The organism is Chromobacterium sphagni (assembly GCF_001855575.1).
Lineage (GTDB): Bacteria > Pseudomonadota > Gammaproteobacteria > Burkholderiales > Chromobacteriaceae > Chromobacterium > Chromobacterium sphagni.
Window position 1 is genome coordinate 3,047,247 of the sequence record NZ_MKCS01000001.1, and the last position, 17,572, is coordinate 3,064,818.

Genomic DNA, 17,572 nt, shown 5'->3' on the forward strand with positions numbered 1-17,572 from the left:
GGTTTACAGTGGCGGCGTGGTGTCCATCCAGGGAGAGAGTCGATGTGGTCAGTGCAGATGCATCAGGTTTGCAAGCATTACCGGCTGGACCAGGTGACGGTGCCGGCGCTGCAGGATGTCGAGCTGGCGGTCAGGCCGGCCTGTTTCACCGTGCTGTCCGGGCCATCGGGCAGCGGCAAGACCACGCTGCTGAATCTGATCGGCGGGGTGGATCAGCCCGACAGCGGGACCATCCTGGTGGCGGGGCAGGACATCGCCCGGCTGGATGACGACGCGCTCAGCGATTTCCGCGCCCGCTACATCGGCTTCATTTTCCAGAACTTCAACTTGCTGCCGGTGCTGTCGGCGTATGAGAACGTCGAATATCCCTTGCTGCTGGCCAGGGTGTCGGCAGCAGAGCGTAAGGCGCGGGCGATGGCCTTGTTGGACGCGGTAGGCCTGGCCGACAAGGCGCGGCAGCGGCCCGGCCAGCTGTCCGGCGGCCAGCGCCAGCGGGTGGCGATCGCCCGTGCGCTGGCGCACCGGCCTTCGCTGGTGCTGGCGGATGAGCCCACCGCCAATCTGGACAGCCAGACCGGCGCCGGCATCCTGGCGCTGCTGCGCGATCTGCAGCGGCAATACCAGTTGACGGTGGTGTTTTCCTCGCATGATCCGCAGGTGATCGCCGCCGCTGACGACCACTATCAGGTGCGCGACGGCCGCGTCAGCCGCGCCGACGCGCAATTGCGCAAGGAGATGGCATGAACACCCTGAAACTGGCCTGGCGCAATCTGCTGCGCAACCGCCGCCGCACGCTGGCCACGCTGGGCACCATGGTGGTGGGCGTGGTGGCGCTGCTCTTGTTCGGCGGCTACAACCGCACTGTGCAATATGGCCTGCAGACCGGCTTCGTCCGCAGCGGCGGCCATTTGCAGATCCAGCACCGCGATTATTTTCTTTACGGCAACGGCAATCCGGCCGCCTACGGCATCCGCGACTACCGGCGCGTGATGCGGGTGGTGGAGAACGATCCGATATTGAAACCGATGCTGACGGCGGCGACGCCGACGTTGTCGCTGGGCGGCATAGCCGGCCATTACGCCGCCGGCGCCTCGCGCACCGTCATCGCCCAGGGCAGCGAGGTGGCCGGGCAGAACCGGATGCGGCGCTGGGACGATTACCATTTCGGCGACAAGCCCAAGACCATAGCCCTGACCGGCACCGAGCCGGACGCGGCGGTGATAGGGGTGGGCGTGGCGCGGGTGCTGCAATTGTGCGACGCGCTGAAAGTGAAGGGCTGCAGCGCGCCGGTCAGGGCCGCCGGCGGCGGCAACGCCATGCCGGCCGATCTGCGGGCGCTGTCCGACGCCGCGCCGCAGGCGCTGGCCGACAACCGCATAGAACTGCTGGCCGCCACCGCCGACGGCGCGCCGAATGTGGCGCGGCTGACCGTGGTCAAGGCGCAGAGCATGGGGGTGAAGGAGCTGGACGACATGTACGTCAGCATGCACCTGGCCGCCGCGCAGCGGCTGGTCTACGGCGGCGGCGAGCCGCGCGTCACCGCCATCGCGCTGCAATTGAAGCACAGCAGTCAGATACCGGCGGCGCAGGCGCGGTTGCGGCAGCTGTTCGCCACCAGTTTGAAAGACCAGCCGCTGGCCGCCTACGACTTTGCCACGCTGCAGCCGCAATACGGCCAGATCACCGGCATGTTCGGCACCATCTTCGGTTTCCTGTCCATCCTGATCGGCTGCGTGGCGCTGTTCACCATCGCCAACACCATGAATATGGTGGTGCTGGAGCGCACGGTGGAAATCGGCACGCTGCGGGCGATGGGCCTGCGCCGCGGCGGCATCCAGCGCCTGTTCCTGTGCGAGGGCGTGATGCTGGGCCTGCTGGGCAGCGTGGCCGGCATCGCGCTGGCGTTGCTGCTGGCCCAGGTGATCAACCACGCCGGCCTGACCTGGCTGCCGCCTGGCCAGGTGGACCCGTCGCCCATCATGGTGCGGCTGTGGGGCGAAACCGGCATGATGCTCGCCACCGCGCTGGGGCTGATGCTGATGGCGACTTTGTCCGCCTGGTGGCCGGCGCGGCGCGCCGCCCGGGCGGTGATCGTGGACGCTCTGCGCCACGCTTGAGGAGATGGACATGAACAAACTGCTGATAGCCGCGCTTTGCCTGCTGGGCAGCCTGGCGCAAGCCGCGCCGGATGCGCAGACAATACTGGCGAACAGCGACGCGGTGCGCAATCCAGGCAAGTCCTTCGGCCTGATCGTGTCGCTGGTGGGCTACAAGGATGGCAAGGAGAACGAGCGCAGCGCGCTGGCGGTGTATTCGCGCGCCGACCCGAACAACGGCCAGTTCCGCAGCCTGCTGCGCTTTGTCAACCCGGCGCGCGACGCCGGCAAGCTGATGCTGAAGAACGGCAACGACCTGTGGTTTTACGATCCGGCCAGCAAGGCCAGCGTGCCGATCTCGCCGCAGCAGCGCTTGCTGGGCCAAGCATCCAACGGCGACGTGGTGACGGTGAACCTGGCGCTGGACTACCGCGCCGCGCTGGCGGGAGAGGAGAATATCCAGGACGGCGACCGCCAGGCGCGCCATTGCTACAAGCTGCGCTTGACCGCGCGCAACGCCGGCGTCACCTACCACGCGATAGAGCTGTGGGTGGACACGGCGGGCTACCGCAGCCGCAAGGCCAGGTTCTACGCCGAAAGCGGCGGCCTGCTGAAAACCGCCTATTACCGGGCCTACCAGCAGGTGCTGGGCCAGGAGCGTCCCACCGAGACGGTGATCATAGACGGTCTCAATCCCAAGTGGGTGACGGTGTTGCGCAACAGCGATTTTGCCTGGCGCGAGGTGCCGGAGGCCTGGCTGCAGCGCGACTATCTGCCGCGTTTCCGGGCGGAGTGAGCGATGCGGCGCTTGGGAAGGCTGCTGGCGCTGGCCGGCCTGCTGTCAGGGGCGGCCAGCGCCGACGACGACGCGGCGGCGCTGCAATTGGCCGACCAGACCCAGTTGCCGGCGGAGAAACCTCGCGATTTGAAACTGCTGCTGGAGGCGGCGGCCATCGCCAGTCCGGGCGCGCCGGGCGGCCAGCGCTTGTCGTTCGACATCCGTTGGGACGGGCGGCTGGATCCGGATTGGCGCGCGGTGTTGTCCAATCGCCTGGACCAGAACTTCGCCGATGCGCCGGGCCGCAGCCATGGCGTCGACACGCTGAAAGAGGCTTATCTCAGCCGCGAGTTCGGCGGCGCCAGCATGCTGGACATTGGCCGCGTCAACACCCGTTACGGCGTGGGGGTCGGTTACAACCCGACCGACTTTCTGGGCGAGGGCACGGTGCGCTCGGTGGTGTCTGCCGATCAGGCCAGCTTGCGGGAGAACCGGCTGGGCAACGCCATGCTGCGCTGGCAGCGGCTGTGGGACAATGCCTCGCTGACGGCGATCTGGTCGCCCAAGCTGGCCGATGGCCCCAGCGGCAATGGCATGAGCCTGGATTTCGGCGCCAGCAATCCGCGCGAGCGGGCGCTGCTGGTCTACAGCTACCGCTTTACCGAAGCGCTGAACCCGCAATGGTTGCTGTTGCAGGAGCAGGGGCGCTCGCCGCAACTGGGTTTCAATCTGTCGCGGGTGCTGGGCGACGCCACCGTGGCCTACATCGAGTGGGCCGGCGGCAGGCAGGCGCCGCAATGGCGGCAATGGCTGGGGCAGGAGGGAGATGGCTGGAGCAACCGGCTGGCGAGCGGCCTCACCTGGACCGGCGGCAATAAGCTGAGCCTTACGCTGGAAGGCGAGTACGATGGCGGCGCGCCGGATTCGGCCAGTTGGCGGCAACTGCAGGAGAGTCCGTTCTATGGCTTGTATCGCATGCGCATGGCCACCAGCACGGCCTTGCTCACCCGGCGCGGCGCGCTGTTGCGCGCCAGTTGGCAGGACGCGCTGGCGGACAATCTGGACCTGACCGCCATGCGCGGCGTCAGCCTGGTGGATCATAGCGGGATGAACTGGGCCGAGGCGCGCTATCATCTGGGCCCGGTGGATCTGGCGCTGCAGTGGCAGCGCTTCGACGGCGGCGCCTTGAGCCAGTATGGCGCCGGGCCGGCGAAGCAGGCATGGCAGCTGGTGTTCGATTATTTCCACTGAGGTGAAATCATGAGTGCATACCAACGCTGGTCCGGCGAATTGCGCGAGCTTGCCGTCTGCAGCGCGATCAACCTGGCTATCGCCCTGGTTTTTTCCTCGCTTGGCGGTTGGGGGATGCTGTACGACAACCTGCTGATTTCGTTTTGCATCGGCTATAGCTGCTGGCTGACCGGCAGCCTGCTTGGCGGCTGGCTCAAGCTTAGCCGAATCGTCGTCTATCTGGCGGTGCTGTTGTTCAGCGTGCCTTTCGGTTTCAAGCTGGCGGCCTGGCTGGGCGCTTTCGACGTGTTGGCGCGCGCCTTCCGCGTGCCGGAGCGAGCGTATCTGTTTTTGCTGCCGACATTTCTGGTGGTGACCTTCGCCATGGCCGTCAGCATGCTGTACTACCGCTCGCAGGCGCTGGCGGGCGAGCTGGAAGCCACGCGCCGGCGCGAGGCGGAAAGCCGCGAAGCCCAGACCGCCGCCCAATTGGCGCTGCTGCAGGCGCAGATCGAGCCGCATTTCCTGTTCAACACCCTGGCCAACGTGCAAAGCCTGATCGAGATGGATCCGCCCCGCGCCTCCAGCATGTTGGGGCATCTCAATACCTATCTGCGCGCCAGCCTGGCGCGCAGCCGCAACGCCGGCGGCACGCTGGGGCAGGAGCTGGAGTTGGTGTCGGCCCTGTTGGACATTGCCGCCATCCGCATGGGCGAGCGGCTGCAAGTGAAGCTGGAAGTGGACGAGGCGCTGAAAGCGCTGCCCTTGCCGCCGCTGTTGCTGCAGCCTTTGGTGGAAAACGCGCTCAGGCACGGCCTGGAGCCCAGCGTGACCGGCGGCGAGCTGGCGATCTTCGCCGAGCGCCAGGACAAGTTTCTGCGCCTGGGCGTCAGCGACAGCGGAGTGGGAATCGCCGAATCCTCGCCGCCCGGCGTCGGCTTGGCCAATATCCGCGAACGGCTGGCGGCGCTGTACGGCCCGGCGGCGCAATTGCGGCTGATGCCGCGCCAGCCGCATGGTGTGCTGGCCGAACTGGTATTGCCGCTTGCATAATCATTCTTTGCCCGACAGGAAGTCTCCATGCCCACCGCGCTGATCGCCGACGATGAAGCCTTGCTTGCCGCCGCGCTGCAAAACGCCTTGTACAGGCTGTGGCCGCAGTTGGAGATCGTCGCGGTCGCGCACGACGGCGTGACGGCGTTGGCCGACATCAACCGGCTGCGGCCGGACTTCGCCTTTCTCGACATACGCATGCCTGGCGTGGACGGCATGGCCGTGGCGAAAAGCGTGTCCGGCTGCCGGGTGGTGTTCGTTACAGCCTACGACCAGTTCGCGTTGCAGGCATTCGAGGCCGAGGCGGCGGACTACTTGATGAAGCCGCTGGACGATGTCCGCCTGCTGCGTTGCATCGCCCGGCTGCAGAGCCAGCTGCCGGCGCCGGAAAAAGCGCCGCAGCCGGCCAGGATGGAGGCCCGAGGCTGGCTCAACTGGATCACCGCCGGGCTGGGCAACAGCAAGCGGCTGATCCCGGTGGACGAGGTGCTGTATTTCAAGGCCAGCGACAAGTACACCGAATTGGTGCTGGTCGGAGAAACCCAGCTGATCCGCACGCCGCTGAAGGAACTGGCGGCGCGGCTGGACCCCGGCCAGTTCGTTCAGATCCACCGCGGCTTGATCGTGCGGCTCGCGGCGGTGCAGGGCATAGAGCAGGACATGCTGGGACGCAGCTTCGTCCAATTGAAGGACGGCGGCGAGAGGCTGCCGCTCAGCCGCAGCTTCGCCGGCCAGTTCAAGGCGATGTAGCGTCTACTTCAGCAGTTCGAAAATCTTCGGCAGCTCCGGCTCGCCGTCCATATACGGGGCCTCGCGCAGATAGCCCACCTGGCGCAGGCTGCGCACCAGCACCTTGCCGCTGTCCGGGTAGAAGCACACTTCACTGGCGTGGTTGGGCCCCATGCCCAGGTAGACCAGATCCTGGTCAAACGGGTTGGCCAGCTGGTGGGCGATGCCGGTGCCGGCGGGACAGGACAGGCAATCGCCGGGGCCTACCTCGCAGATATCGTCGCCGTAGCGGAACACGCCGCGTCCGGACAGGATGTAGAACACCTCGTCCTCCAGCGCGTGGCTGTGGAAGGGGCAGCCGGCATGGCCTGGCGGCAGACGGGTGAGATTGACTCCCAGTTGGCCCTTGCGATCCTCCATCGCCGGTGTCAGCGGTTTGTAACCGCCGCCCCAGTGCGCGCCCTCCTGATGATCCTTTTCTTCAACCTCGCTGACATTCACCACATTGGCGGGTCTTGCGCACATGTCGATTCTCTGTTTTGATTTGGCCTATTTATGCTTTTGGCATAATAATTCCTTGGGAAAAAGGCATCGCGATGCGCCTCCCCCCTGTCTCATCCCCGGCTGTTCGACTGCCTGCGCCGCCAAAAATCAAGCTGTCGCGCGTCGGTCCGGCGGCAGGATCGCCGTCGCCGCCTGTCCGCCTGCGGTCGGTAATGCAGCTGGACGGGGACATTCCGCGACCGGATTCGAGCCTGCGCTGGCGCGGTGTGGGATTGGGGCCGGGAGGGTCGTCTCCCGGCCGATGGCGGGTCAGACTTGCCCGCGTTTCTGTTTGCGGATGCGCAGCCAGCGGAATACCGCGTGCGCCACGGAAACCGGCGACAGCGGCACCAGCGCCAGCAGTCCGTCGCCCAGGCGGTAGCCGGGGTTCATGCTGAGGAAGAAGCGGTCGGACGGCTTGGTGGAGCGCTGCCAGAACTGGTGGTCGTCCTTGCTGTCGCGCGTCAGGATGCCCAGATTGGCGATGAAGGGCCGTTCGGGAGAAACCGGATTGATGTTGAAGCTGGCGAAAAGCTCGCATGCCTTGGCCGCCAGCGGGTGGCGCTCGTCCTGGCCAGGCGCCGGCCAGAACCCGCGGGCGAACTTGTGCAGCACGCCGTAGCTGGAAGGGTGCAGCATCACGCCGAAGAAATACATGGGGCGCAAGGGGTGGCTCAGCCAGTTGTACAGCACCTGAAGCATCATGAAGGAGAAATTGCTGTTTTTGCCGCGGTATTCCTTGTACAGGCCAGACTGGATGCGCAGCACGCTGCAAGTGCGGCCGCCGATCTGGCGGCGGAAGCGGTGCATCGTACAGTAGCCGACCAGGCGCCGGCTCGCGTCGCGGTGCAGCAGCAGGCTGCTGTGCTCGGCGGGCGGGGAGAAGATCATGGCGTTGAAGGTGTCGAAGTCGGTGCCGGCGAAGATGGCATCGTGCACCTGGAACAATTCGCGGGCCAATTTCTCTTTTTGCGCCGGCTCCAGCTTGGCGGGCAGCACGCGGGTGGAGTGGATGATGTCGGCCATTTCATTCCCTTTTGTTGCGTTGCAGCATTGAAATGGGGCGATCATATAAACCGGCTGTAGCAGTGGCTACTGGCCTTTTTGATTAGCAAATATCATTTTATTATTTAAATTCAAATGACATTGAAATTTATGGATTTTCCGATGGCGGCCGCCTGATTGCGTCAGGATCGCTGTCCATTTTGCCAGCCGGCAGGGTGTCGGGGGGAGAGAACCGCAGGCGACCGGAAGCCTCCTGCCTGGAGGCTCAGTAGCCTTGCTGGCGCTGCACGCGACCGTCGGCCTCTTCGCCGCGCGCCAGTTGCCGCAGTTTGCCGACAATCTGCGCCACCGCCTCCTGGCGCAGCGTGATGGCGGCAATGTGCGGAGTGACGGTAACGGACGGGTGATGCCAGAGCGGGTGGCCGTGGGGCAGGGGCTCGACGGCGAACACGTCCAGTTGGGCGCAGCGCAGGTGGCCGTTGTTCAGCAGGGCCAGCAGCGCGTTCTGATCCACCAGGTCGCCGCGGCCGGCGTTGATCAGCATTGAGCCGGGTTGCATCAGCGACAGCCGCTCGCCGTTCAGCAGGCCGCGGGTCTGCGGCGTGGATGGCAGCAGGCAGGCCACCACCTGGCTGGTCTCCAGCAATTTTTCCAGGCCGGACTCGCCATGCAGGCTGTGCACGCTGTGGATATGCTTGGGACTGCGGCTCCAGCCGCTTACCGGATAGCCGTCGCGGACCAGCGCCTTGGCTACCGCCGTGCCGATCTCGCCCAGCCCCAGGATGCCGACATGCACGTCGGCAGGCGGCCTGGGGGCCAGCATCCGCCACTGTCCGGCCGCCTGCTGGCGGCGGTAGACATCCATATTGCGCTGATAGCCCAGCACGCCGTAACGGACGTATTCGGTCATCTGGCCGGCCATGCCGCTGTCGAGCAGCCGGTATAGCGGCATGCCGTCCGGCAGGTCGGCCCGGCCTAGCAGCTTGTCCACGCCGGCGCCCAGCGCGAAAATGGCTTCCAACCGCGGCAGGCTGGCGATCAGCCCGTCGGGCACGCCCCAAACGATCAGGTAGCGGACGGCATTCAGGCAGGCTTCGTTGACGTCAACGAAAAGTTGTTCCGGCATGGCGGCGCGGAACAGTTCGAGATAGGTGGCGACTTCCTTCGGGTTGGGAGTGTGGACCAGAATCATGGCTTGGCTTCATGGTTGGGTATGCCTGCAGTATACGCCGCCCATCGCAGGGCCTGCCAAATCGGTCGCGGCGCTATCGGCGCGATCACTGGACGGCGTAGCGCTCGCCGAGGCGGCGCATGGCGCCGATCAGCCGGGTTTCGATGTCCTCGCCGCGCTCCAGCTGTTCGGTGGCGTGCCGCAGCAATTGCGGATGGCCGCCGATCAGCACGGAATGCCTGGCGGCGGCAAACATGGACAGGTCGTTGCTGTCGTTGCCGAAGCAGACCAGCTGTTCCGCCTCGATGCCATGGCGGCGCAGGGCGCTCATCTTGCTGACGCCGGCGGCGGTGATGTCGACGATCTGCTGGTCTGAGTGGTGGTGGATATGGATGTCGTCGCGGCTGCTCAGCGCCTGTTTCAGGCCATCGCCATCGGCGCATTCGGTTACCAGCAGCTTCACCGGCTGATGAATCTCGCCGCGCGGCACATGCCTGGCGCGGCGCTGCGGGTCCACCAGCGCCATGAAGGGGTGGTCGGGTTCGCCTTGGTAATGGTAATGCCAGGCTAGGTCCACCAGATAGGATGCGGCGTGCTGTTCCGCCAGCGCAAACAGCTGTTGCAGCGTGTCGTCGGCCAGCGGGCTGATGGCGGTCAGTTCGCCGCGGTGGTAGGTCATCGCGCCGTTGGAGCCGACGAACAGGCCGTCGTGAAAGCTCGGGTCCAGCAGGTGCAGGATGTCGCGGTAGGGGCGGGCGGAGGCGAAGCCTATCTGGTGTCCTTGCCGCTCCAGCTCTGCCAGCGCGCGCTGGATGGCTGGGCTGATGCTGCTGCCGTTGAAGCAGATGGTGCCGTCTATGTCGAAGATGAAGTGCATGCGGTTCGCGCTGTTGAAAAGAGGTGGGGCGGCGTTGGCCATTTTCAGCCTGGAACGGGATTGGGCGGATGCTTCCCGCCAATGGTTCCATGGACATCGCCGGTATCGGCCAGGCGGGCAGTATACAAGCGGCATGATCCGGCTGTGAACGGGATTCCGCATCTTCTTGCCGCCGCGCATGGCCGGTGTTTGCGCTAGGTGCAAACCGTAGGCGGGAGATTGCCTGTTGCTGCCCCGATGCCGCCGGCCTATATCTGGGTGAAATCCATCTTGTCCGTTCTGTCCGCATGAAAATCAGATGACGGCGGGTGGCTGTATTTCCCAGAGGCGGCGGGAGGCAGGTGCGATGATAGGCAAGGACATGCAGTATCTGCTGGGCGACCGGAGCTTGCGGGCGCTGACGGCGCTGCCGGAGTTGCGCGGCGCCGCCGGCGTGCTGGGCAGCGATGTCGAGGGGCCGCTGTTTTTGGGCGACTTCATCGCCGAGGCGCTGTCGGCCAGGGTCCGGCCCCGCCACGGCGCCATCGAGGCCGTGCCATCCTATGGCCAGATCCTGTATCAGGAAGGCTATGCCGCCTTTACCGAAACCACCATAGGTCTGCGCCGGCCGTTGCGCCGTGTCGGCGGCGGCGGGCCGCCGGGCTGCCGCTATACCTGGGTGCAGGAAGGGACCGACACCATTCTCGCCTTGCCGATGCTGCTGGCCAGCGGCGTTGACTACGCGTATCTGGACGGACTGGCGCGCGGCAGCGCGGCCACCCCCGGCGCGGCCGAACTGGTCCGCGAGCTGGAGCGCCGGGGCATGCCAGTGGTGGGCATCACCACCGCGCCGCAACAGCCATATCGCAATCTGGTCGAGCGCAACGGGCTGCTGGCGCGGGAGCGCATTATCGGCTCGCCGTTTCCCTTGAACGAGACCCGCGAGCTGTTGCAGGGGAGGCGGCGCTGGGATGATGAAATCGGGATGGTCTGCCGCTATCTGGACGACGCCTTCGCCATCATCGACGGCTACTCGGAAATACACAGCCGGCATGGCGAGCGTTCGCGGCGCCTGTCCGATGCCGGCCGGCGTCTGCTGCGGGCGCGCTTCCTCAAGCATTGCCGCGACGAGCTCGGCATTTCCTACGATCCGGCGGAACGGCGTGGCCGGACCGCGTCCACCCTGCTGGGCGAGATCATCGAAGCCTGCGCGATGGTGGGCGACCGCGCCAAGGCTGCGATAGCCTTGAATCTTGGCCGCTCGCTGCGCGATGGCGCGCTGGTCGCCATGGGCGACGGCGGCAACGATGTGCAGATGCTGCGGCGAGCGCCGCTGTCGATAGGCGTGAACGGTCCCGACGCCGCCAGGGCGGCCAAGATAGCGGTGGTCACCGCCGACATGGGCTGCGTGCTGCCCATCCTGAGGCAGATCATCGAGGGCGAACGCGATGTCGACGCCATCATCGGCCGCGCTCAGGCCGAGGTCGGCGAGGCGGCATGGATACACCGCGGCGGCGAGCATCTGGCGCCGGAGTCGCTGGCGCGCCACCGCGACATGAAAAGACGGCTGCGCGGCGAGTTCGTCACTTACTGAGCCCATGTTCCCCCCTTTAGCCCGCCGTTTGCCCGCGCCGGCCCAACGCGGCGAAGCGGCCGCACGGCTTTCCCGGCTGGCGCTGGGCGCGGCGCTGGGCCTGTTGTCCATGGCTTGCGTGCAATTGGGGTCGGCCTGGTCGGTGCCGGCGATGCGGGAGCTCGGCCCGTTCAGCCTGACATGGCTGCGGCTGAGTTGCGCGGCGGTCTTGCTGGCGGCGCTGGTGCGTCCGCCGCTGCGGGAATTGGCGCGCGGGCATCGCGGCTTGATCCTGGGCTTGGGCGGGGCGATGGCCGGCATGATGTTGTGCTTCTTCGCCGCGCTGCGCAGCATGCCGCTGGGGCTGACGGTGGCCGTCAATTTCCTGGGGCCCTTGCTGGTGGCGGTGGCCGGCGCGCGCCGCCGGCTGGATCTGGCCTGGCCCTTGCTGGCTCTGCTGGGCGTGCTGTTGCTGGCCAGGCATCAGGGGCAATGGCAGGCCGATGCGGCGGGACTGGCGTTTGCCGCGGCGGCGGCGGCCTGCTGGGGCGGGTACATCGTGCTGATGAAGCGGGCGGGGCAGGTGTTTCGGGGCTGGACGGCTTGACGGCGGCGCTATTGGCCGCCGCCTTGCTGTCCGCGCCGTTCGGGCTGGCCAGCCATGCGCTGCCCAGCCCGCGGCAATTGGCCGCGGTGGCGGAGCTGGCGCTGCTGATGCCCTTGCTGCCCTATGTGCTTGAGATCAGCGCCTTGCGGCTGATGCCGGCGGCGTCCTTCGGCATCCTGAGCAGCGCCGAGCCGGCCGTCGCGGCGCTGGCAGGCTATCTGCTGCTGGCGCAGGCGATCGCGCCGGCGCAGATGCTGGGAGTGCTGTTGGTCGTGGCCGCCAGCCTGGGCGCGCTGACGCTGGCTTGAATGGCATGAATGGAGCGGTTGCGTTTCTGGATTCGTATTAAGTTGCCAGTTTTTGTCGTAATCAGAACGCTCCTGCCTAAAAGTTGAATATTCACATTAAATATTCAGTGGCATTTGACGATATCGCATTGAGAGAACATGGTGCGAAAGGCGTGAAATGGCGGTGAGCGGAGGGTTTCCCATAAATTTGCAGCCGCAGGTGGCGATGCGGCCCGCTTGGGCTGGCGTGCGGGTGGCGGGGGCGGTGACTGCGGCCGGAAACGATGCGCCGGCGCCGTTGCTGGACAGCAAGGGCCTGGAGGTGGGCTCGCCGGAATCGCGTTATGGCCTGAGCATGCAGACGCTGCAGCTCTTGAAGCAATACGATGTGCGCAATATGTCGGGCAAGGACCTGGATGCCTTGAGCGAGGTAATGCTTGCACAGGGAGACATGGCCGGCGACGTGGCCGGCGCCATCAGCAGCGACATCGAGTCCAAAGGCTGGAACACCGCGGGCGACAGCAATGCGCTGGAAATTTTCGCCAAGCGCCGCGACGACGCGATGGCCAGCGTCAAGGCCGGCGAAATCACAATGCGCTTGGCCGATTTCCCGTTGAAGACGAACGCGCGGGTGCGGGAGGCGCTGGAGAAGCTGGCCGGCATACACGACGCGCTGCAAGGCGACGGCAGCGTGCAGGCTGCCGCTTCCGACAGCATGAGCCAGGCGCTGGAACTCAAGCGCTTCAACGACTGGACGCGCATTGAGCAACAAGGGGCGGAGCCGGGCCAGCCCCCTGCAACTTATGATCAGAAAACCGCGGACGCGGTCATGAATACCCTGCAGCGGCTGGGCGTCAAGCTGCCGCCGGCGGACGACAAGGTCGGGGCCGGCGATCCGATGGCTCAAGCCTGGAGCGCTTATCAGGCCTGGCGGGCGCAGCACCCGGACGGCAAGCTGCAGATAGACTTGCAAGCAGCAGCGGACAAGGCCGCGGACCCGTCCAAGCCCGAGCCAACCGAAGCGCCGGCCGCCGCGGCGCAACCCGCCACTCCTATCTCCATGAAGAGGCAGGCTCAGGCGCTGGTCCAGGGCGCTCAGCTGCAGGCGCAGTATGGCATGAGCCTGCCCATGCTGCAGCTGCTCAAGGGCTTCGATGTCGCCAATGCTTCCGTGGACCAGGTGAAGCAGCTGGGTCAGTTGCTGCAGGGCAATGGCGCGTTGTCGCAGGACGATGCGGATTCATTGCTGCCCTTGACTCAGCGCGGCATGGTGGACACGATCGGCTATTACCGTCGCGATCTGAGCTGGCTTGCCGATGCCCAGCAGCATGGCGTCGTTCCGCAATACCGGACGGCGCAAGGCATGGCGGATCTGGCGAACGTGGCGGGGCGCGCCCGCAACGACCAGCAGGCCCAGGCGGTGCTGGACCGGCTGGCCGGCTTGCATCAGGCGCTGCAGGGCGACGATAGGGTGCAGGCGGTGGCCGACGGCGGTTTGCAGCAGGCCAGCGACCTGGCGGCGTTCAATGTCTGGGCGCAGGTGGAGCGGCAGGGCGCGCGCAGCGGCGACAGTGCCCAGCCGGAGTTCCGCAGCCGGCAGGATGTGGACGGGATCTTCCGTACGCTGCAGCGCATCGGGGTGGAGTTGACGCCGCTGGACGGCGACGCCAATGTCAGCCAGAAGCTGGCGCAGGCCTGGAAGGACTATCAGGGCTGGAGCCGCAGCCATCCGGACGCGCAGCCGGCGCTGCAACTGGCACCTGCTGCGCGCATCAATGATTTTGCCTGAGGGCGTGCCGCCTGTCGGACAGCGTTACGTTACCGCGCCCTCGGCATGCAGCACGTGTTCCAGCGCGGCGAAACAGGCCGGATCGATGGCGCAGCCCAGATATTGGCGCATGATGTCCAGCGTGTGCGGGATGGGGGTTGGCGGGTGGTAGGGGCGCTCGGCGTTGATGGCGTCGAAGATGTCCGCGGTGGTGATGATGCGGGTCTCCAGCGCGATGGCGTCGGCTGTCAGGCCGCGCGGATAGCCGCCGCCGTCCAGCCGTTCGTGGTGGGCGCCGGCCATGCGCGCCAGCTCTTCGAAAGATTCTATGCGGCTGAGGATGGCCTCGGTGTAGCCGGCGTGGCGTTTCATCGCCACCCATTCGTTGGGCGTCAGTTTGCCGGGCTTGTCCAGAATGGTGTTGCTGACGCCCAGCTTGCCCACGTCGTGCAGCAGCGCGCCGCGCTTGAGCCAGCGCCGACGGGTCGGCTCTATCTCCAGATACGCGGCGATGCGGTCGGCGTAATGTCCCACGCGCAGGCTGTGGCCGGCGGTGAACGGGCTTTTGGAGTCCACCACCAGACCGAATCCTTCGGCGATTTCGTCCAGATAGTCCTCGTCCAGCGGCACCTCGCATTGCGAAGGCTCCAGCGCCAGCACTGCCTGTTCGATGTCGTCGGCCTCCAGCTGGCGCCAGAAGTCCTCATCCTGGCTTATGCTGCGGAAAGCCTGTATCAGCTCAGGATCGAACCAGCCGCCGGCTCGGTTCGCCGCCTCGTTCCGCGCGGTGCCGCGGCCATGGGTGGCGTGCAGCACGTCGATCACCTGGGCCAGCAGCGTGATGCGGGCATTCAGCGGAATGGCCTCGCCGCTCAGGCCGAGCGGTCTGCCGGAGCCATCCCAGTGTTCGTCCAGGTTCTGGATGCCGAGCGCCACGTTTTCATTGAAGCGCAGCTGGCGGGCGATGTCCGCGCCGCGGTGGCAGCGGGTGTTGATCAGCTCGTCCGCCATTTCCTTGCCGTGTCGCAGCACATTGAAGATGGAGGCCGCGCGCTGGCGCCAGCCGTCGGCATGGGTGCCGGTGTTGTTGAAGACGAAGCCCAGCACCTGCGGCAGGCTAGTGCCCACCAGCTTGAATTCCTGCTTGAAGCTGCGGTCGTCGGCGAGATAGAGCTCGCTGATGCGGGCGGCGTTGCTGCTGCAGCCCAGGTCTTTCAGCAGGATGGCGTAGTACAGGTCCCACAGCTGCTGCGCCTCCAGCCCGATGGCGCGGCCGATGTGCATCCCTATCCAGCAGCTGCGCACGCAATGTCCCTCCGGCTGGCCTTCGGTGATGTCCAGCGCGTAGCTTAGCGCGCTGATCAATTGCGACAGTTTCAGGGTGGCGGCCATGGGCGCTCCGCGACGGGTACCTAATCTTTATGCCTTGGTAGTTGGGGTTTTGCAATCCCAGACGATGGCCGGGAGGATGCATGGCTATGAATGGTCGGTTTCGCGGGATAAGCGGGCGCTATGCTGAATCGACTCGATGGTGCCTATGGCCTCCGGCATGGCTGACGCGGGCCGGGATCATGCCGTCTTGCCTTGGAGAAAAGGCCGGCGTGGCCGATGGTTTTGCCGCGCGGTTTTTTCCAATCGCCAATCCTGTCCCTGGGGGCGCGCATCGATGGAGGCCGCCGCTAGCTTTGATCCTCTTTCGCCCGATGGTTTTTCGGCGCTGGCCGAGCTGGCCGGCGCGATCTGGCGCCGCCATTTCATCGCCATGATCAGCATCGAGCAGATCGAGTACATGCTGGCCGGCCGCTAAGCCCCTGACAAGCTGCGAACTTATCTGGATGCGGCGGACTGCTGGTTGCGGCTGCTGAAGCTGGAGCAGCTCTACCTGCTGCAAGAGATGCATGGCCAGCGCTTGGGGGGGGATGGATGATGGACGAGGTGGCGGCCACCGCCCGCGCCACGGGCGGCAATGCGCTGATGCCGACCGTCAACAGACACAACTCCGGCGCCATCGCGGTTTACGAGCGGCGCGGCTTCCGGTTGCGGGAGGAAGCGGTGTTCGATATCGGCAACGGCTTCATGATGGACGATTCTGTGCTGGAAAAATGCTGGAGTGAGGTGCGCCTGGCGGCGGCACGGCATGTTTTGCGGCAGGGGGCGACAGCCGGTCTGCCATCATCGCAGCAGCGAAAGGGCGAGCCATTCGGCTTGCCCTTTGTTCGCTTTGGAGGCGTTGCAGAGGAAACCTGGCTCCTGATTGCTCAGGTCCCGCAAAACGTCCGATACCCTTCCGCCACTTCCGGCGCGGCCGGCAGAGCGTAGCGCTGCAGTCCTTCCCGTTCGGTGAAAGGATCGCGCAGCGCCTCCAGCAGTTTCAGGGTCGAATCCATGTCGCCGCGTTCGCTGGCGGCGTCCAGCGCTTCCTCGACCAGATGGTTGCGCGGGATGTAGAGCGGACTGTGCCTGCGCATTGCAGCGGCGACGTCGACGGCGCGGCGCGTCTTGATGGCGAGGCGCGTCAGCCATTGCAGCAGCCACGGCTCCAGCTCCTCCGGGGTGGGGAACAGCGCGGCCAGGCGCTCGCGCTTGCCTTCGGCGGCGTCGGCCAGGTAGCGCCAGGCCAGCGTGTGGTCGACGCCTTGGGCGGCCAGCAGCGTCAGCCAGTCTTCGGCCAGCTCGCCGTCGCTGTCCTGGGCGTCGATCAGGCCCAGCTTGAGGCGGGCCTGGGCCAGCCAGTGTTCGCGGTAGCGCTCGGAGAAGCCTTCTATCGCCGCGGTGGCGGCGGGGACCGCGCTGGCCGGGTCGTCCGGCGCGATCAGCGGTAGCAGGGTTTCGGCGAGGCGGGCCAGATTCCATTGCGCGATGGCCGGCTGGTTGCTGTAAGCGTAGCGGCCGTTGCGGTCTATCGAGCTGAACACGGTGTCCGGGTGGTGCGCGTCCATGAAGGCGCAGGGGCCGTAGTCTATGGTTTCGCCGGACAAGGCCATATTGTCGGTGTTCATCACGCCGTGGATGAAGCCGGCGTGCATCCAGCGCGCGATCAGTTCGGCCTGGCGCTCGCTCACAGCCTGCAGCAGTTCCAGGTAGCGCTTGTCTGCGCCGGCGAGCTGGGGGTAGTGGCGGGCTATGGTGTAGTCGGCCAGTTTTTGCAGCATGTCGCGCTCGCCGCGGATGGCGAAGTACTGAAAGGTGCCGACGCGCAGATGGCTGGCGGCGACGCGGGTCAGCACCGCGCCGGGCAGCGGCCGCTCGCGGTGCACGGTTTCGCCGGTGGCCGCCACCGCCAGCGCGCGGGTGGTGGGGATGCCAAGAGCCTGCATCGCCTCGCCCAGGATCAGTTCGCGCAGCATCGGCCCCACCGCCGCCTTGCCGTCGCCGCGGCGCGAAAACGGCGTCGGGCCGCTGCCCTTGAAGGCGATGTCGCGCCTCTGGCCGTTGCGGTCCACCACTTCTCCCAGCAGCAGCGCGCGGCCGTCGCCCAGCGCCGGCGACAGCCCGCCGAACTGGTGGCCGGCATAGGCCTGGGCGATCGGTTGCGCGCCTTCGGGGACGTCCGCGCCGGAGAACAGCCGCGCTAGTTCGGCTTCGCTGGCTTGTTCGGTATCCAGGCCCAGTTCGTCGGCCAGTTCGGCGTTCCAGTAAAGCAGTTCCGGCGCGGGCGGTGTTTCCGGCCGCACCGGCACCCAGGCCTCGGGCAGGTCGCTGGCGTAACTGTGGTCGAATGGGATATGGATCATGGCGAGTCTAATCTTGGGTGACCGATCTTGATGCTAACTGAAAAGTCGAGCAAGGACTAATGCTACTCGCTTATTCGTGAAATCTTAAATTTGCGAGTTAATTTATGTTTTTGGCATTGAAATTGCTGTCATCTGCTGCGTA

The 17,572-nt window shown here is 66.0% G+C and carries 18 protein-coding genes; 12 read left to right on the forward strand and 6 right to left on the reverse strand.

What is annotated here, in order from left to right; translation table 11 throughout:
* Positions 1-42 precede the first annotated feature (42 nt).
* Genes BI347_RS14160 through BI347_RS14185 form a run of 6 tightly spaced genes read left to right on the forward strand, consistent with a single transcriptional unit; the run spans position 43 to position 5,907 of the window.
* Positions 43-744, forward strand: coding sequence for an ABC transporter ATP-binding protein (locus BI347_RS14160; RefSeq protein ID WP_071116135.1), 702 nt, complete (start codon positions 43-45; stop codon positions 742-744).
* On the forward strand, positions 741-2,117 hold the full coding sequence (locus BI347_RS14165; protein ID WP_071116136.1) for an ABC transporter permease: 1,377 nt from the start codon (positions 741-743) through the stop codon (positions 2,115-2,117). Before BI347_RS14160 ends, BI347_RS14165 begins: the two co-directional genes overlap by 4 nt.
* A gap of 10 nt (positions 2,118-2,127) precedes the next feature.
* Positions 2,128-2,892 (forward strand): outer membrane lipoprotein-sorting protein, encoded by a 765-nt coding sequence (locus BI347_RS14170; protein ID WP_071116137.1) that lies wholly within the window; start codon positions 2,128-2,130, stop codon positions 2,890-2,892.
* 3 nt (positions 2,893-2,895) lie between these two features.
* Positions 2,896-4,125 (forward strand): hypothetical protein, encoded by a 1,230-nt coding sequence (locus tag BI347_RS14175; protein ID WP_071116138.1) that lies wholly within the window; start codon positions 2,896-2,898, stop codon positions 4,123-4,125.
* A gap of 9 nt (positions 4,126-4,134) precedes the next feature.
* Positions 4,135-5,157: a sensor histidine kinase gene (locus BI347_RS14180; RefSeq protein ID WP_071116139.1), complete on the forward strand. Its 1,023-nt coding sequence runs from the start codon at positions 4,135-4,137 to the stop codon at positions 5,155-5,157.
* 27 nt (positions 5,158-5,184) lie between these two features.
* Positions 5,185-5,907 (forward strand): LytR/AlgR family response regulator transcription factor, encoded by a 723-nt coding sequence (locus BI347_RS14185; RefSeq protein WP_071112484.1) that lies wholly within the window; start codon positions 5,185-5,187, stop codon positions 5,905-5,907.
* 3 nt (positions 5,908-5,910) lie between these two features.
* Here the strand turns inward: BI347_RS14185 and BI347_RS14190 are convergent, their stop codons facing one another.
* From BI347_RS14190 to BI347_RS14205, 4 genes are all read right to left on the reverse strand, one after another.
* Positions 5,911-6,411, reverse strand: a complete 501-nt coding sequence (locus tag BI347_RS14190; protein WP_071116140.1) for a cupin domain-containing protein — start codon at positions 6,409-6,411, stop codon at positions 5,911-5,913.
* Positions 6,412-6,699: 288 nt separating this feature from the next.
* A complete protein-coding gene (locus tag BI347_RS14195; RefSeq protein ID WP_071116141.1) occupies positions 6,700-7,455 on the reverse strand; it encodes a hypothetical protein in 756 nt (251 codons plus the stop codon).
* A gap of 244 nt (positions 7,456-7,699) precedes the next feature.
* Positions 7,700-8,626, reverse strand: coding sequence for a 2-hydroxyacid dehydrogenase (locus tag BI347_RS14200; protein ID WP_071112487.1), 927 nt, complete (start codon positions 8,624-8,626; stop codon positions 7,700-7,702).
* A gap of 85 nt (positions 8,627-8,711) precedes the next feature.
* A complete protein-coding gene (locus tag BI347_RS14205) occupies positions 8,712-9,482 on the reverse strand; it encodes an HAD-IIB family hydrolase (RefSeq protein ID WP_071116425.1) in 771 nt (256 codons plus the stop codon).
* A gap of 346 nt (positions 9,483-9,828) precedes the next feature.
* Between BI347_RS14205 and BI347_RS14210 the strand changes: the two genes are divergently transcribed.
* The 4 genes from BI347_RS14210 (at position 9,829) to BI347_RS14220 (ending at position 13,717) form a co-directional block, all read left to right on the forward strand.
* Positions 9,829-11,055 (forward strand): hypothetical protein, encoded by a 1,227-nt coding sequence (locus BI347_RS14210; RefSeq protein ID WP_071116142.1) that lies wholly within the window; start codon positions 9,829-9,831, stop codon positions 11,053-11,055.
* A gap of 4 nt (positions 11,056-11,059) precedes the next feature.
* Complete coding sequence (locus BI347_RS14215; protein WP_204378045.1) at positions 11,060-11,641, forward strand: EamA family transporter; 582 nt, start codon at positions 11,060-11,062, stop codon at positions 11,639-11,641.
* Positions 11,638-11,949, forward strand: a complete 312-nt coding sequence (locus BI347_RS24375; protein ID WP_204378046.1) for an EamA family transporter — start codon at positions 11,638-11,640, stop codon at positions 11,947-11,949. Before BI347_RS14215 ends, BI347_RS24375 begins: the two co-directional genes overlap by 4 nt.
* Before the next feature lie 205 nt (positions 11,950-12,154).
* A complete protein-coding gene (locus BI347_RS14220; RefSeq protein ID WP_139167222.1) occupies positions 12,155-13,717 on the forward strand; it encodes a hypothetical protein in 1,563 nt (520 codons plus the stop codon).
* A 24-nt stretch (positions 13,718-13,741) separates the two neighbouring features.
* Here the strand turns inward: BI347_RS14220 and BI347_RS14225 are convergent, their stop codons facing one another.
* Positions 13,742-15,088, reverse strand: a complete 1,347-nt coding sequence (locus BI347_RS14225; RefSeq protein ID WP_071116144.1) for an HD-GYP domain-containing protein — start codon at positions 15,086-15,088, stop codon at positions 13,742-13,744.
* A gap of 157 nt (positions 15,089-15,245) precedes the next feature.
* Between BI347_RS14225 and BI347_RS23625 the strand changes: the two genes are divergently transcribed.
* Positions 15,246-15,503 carry a hypothetical protein gene (locus BI347_RS23625; RefSeq protein WP_139167223.1) on the forward strand — a complete coding sequence of 86 codons (258 nt, stop codon included), beginning with the start codon at positions 15,246-15,248 and terminating at the stop codon, positions 15,501-15,503.
* Between the two features lie 116 nt (positions 15,504-15,619).
* On the forward strand, positions 15,620-16,015 hold the full coding sequence (locus BI347_RS14230) for a hypothetical protein (protein WP_071116145.1): 396 nt from the start codon (positions 15,620-15,622) through the stop codon (positions 16,013-16,015).
* Here BI347_RS14230 and BI347_RS14235 read toward each other — a convergent pair.
* Positions 15,955-17,430, reverse strand: a complete 1,476-nt coding sequence (locus BI347_RS14235; protein ID WP_071116146.1) for a protein adenylyltransferase SelO — start codon at positions 17,428-17,430, stop codon at positions 15,955-15,957. The two genes, BI347_RS14230 and BI347_RS14235, sit on opposite strands and share 61 nt — an antisense overlap.
* Positions 17,431-17,572 lie beyond the last annotated feature (142 nt).

Excerpts from the sequence above, each read along its gene's own strand:
- BI347_RS14160 (WP_071116135.1), top strand. The coding sequence starts at position 43 with ATGTGGTCAGTGCAGATGCATCAGGTTTGCAAGCATTACCGGCTGGAC.
- BI347_RS14165 (WP_071116136.1), top strand. The coding sequence starts at position 741 with ATGAACACCCTGAAACTGGCCTGGCGCAATCTGCTGCGCAACCGCCGC.
- BI347_RS14170 (WP_071116137.1), top strand. The coding sequence starts at position 2,128 with ATGAACAAACTGCTGATAGCCGCGCTTTGCCTGCTGGGCAGCCTGGCG.
- BI347_RS14175 (WP_071116138.1), top strand. The coding sequence starts at position 2,896 with ATGCGGCGCTTGGGAAGGCTGCTGGCGCTGGCCGGCCTGCTGTCAGGG.
- BI347_RS14180 (WP_071116139.1), top strand. The coding sequence starts at position 4,135 with ATGAGTGCATACCAACGCTGGTCCGGCGAATTGCGCGAGCTTGCCGTC.
- BI347_RS14185 (WP_071112484.1), top strand. The coding sequence starts at position 5,185 with ATGCCCACCGCGCTGATCGCCGACGATGAAGCCTTGCTTGCCGCCGCG.
- BI347_RS14190 (WP_071116140.1), bottom strand. The coding sequence starts at position 6,411 with ATGTGCGCAAGACCCGCCAATGTGGTGAATGTCAGCGAGGTTGAAGAA.
- BI347_RS14195 (WP_071116141.1), bottom strand. The coding sequence starts at position 7,455 with ATGGCCGACATCATCCACTCCACCCGCGTGCTGCCCGCCAAGCTGGAG.
- BI347_RS14200 (WP_071112487.1), bottom strand. The coding sequence starts at position 8,626 with ATGATTCTGGTCCACACTCCCAACCCGAAGGAAGTCGCCACCTATCTC.
- BI347_RS14205 (WP_071116425.1), bottom strand. The coding sequence starts at position 9,482 with ATGCACTTCATCTTCGACATAGACGGCACCATCTGCTTCAACGGCAGC.
- BI347_RS14210 (WP_071116142.1), top strand. The coding sequence starts at position 9,829 with ATGATAGGCAAGGACATGCAGTATCTGCTGGGCGACCGGAGCTTGCGG.
- BI347_RS14215 (WP_204378045.1), top strand. The coding sequence starts at position 11,060 with ATGTTCCCCCCTTTAGCCCGCCGTTTGCCCGCGCCGGCCCAACGCGGC.
- BI347_RS14220 (WP_139167222.1), top strand. The coding sequence starts at position 12,155 with ATGCGGCCCGCTTGGGCTGGCGTGCGGGTGGCGGGGGCGGTGACTGCG.
- BI347_RS14225 (WP_071116144.1), bottom strand. The coding sequence starts at position 15,088 with ATGGCCGCCACCCTGAAACTGTCGCAATTGATCAGCGCGCTAAGCTAC.
- BI347_RS23625 (WP_139167223.1), top strand. The coding sequence starts at position 15,246 with ATGGCTGACGCGGGCCGGGATCATGCCGTCTTGCCTTGGAGAAAAGGC.
- BI347_RS14230 (WP_071116145.1), top strand. The coding sequence starts at position 15,620 with ATGATGGACGAGGTGGCGGCCACCGCCCGCGCCACGGGCGGCAATGCG.
- BI347_RS14235 (WP_071116146.1), bottom strand. The coding sequence starts at position 17,430 with ATGATCCATATCCCATTCGACCACAGTTACGCCAGCGACCTGCCCGAG.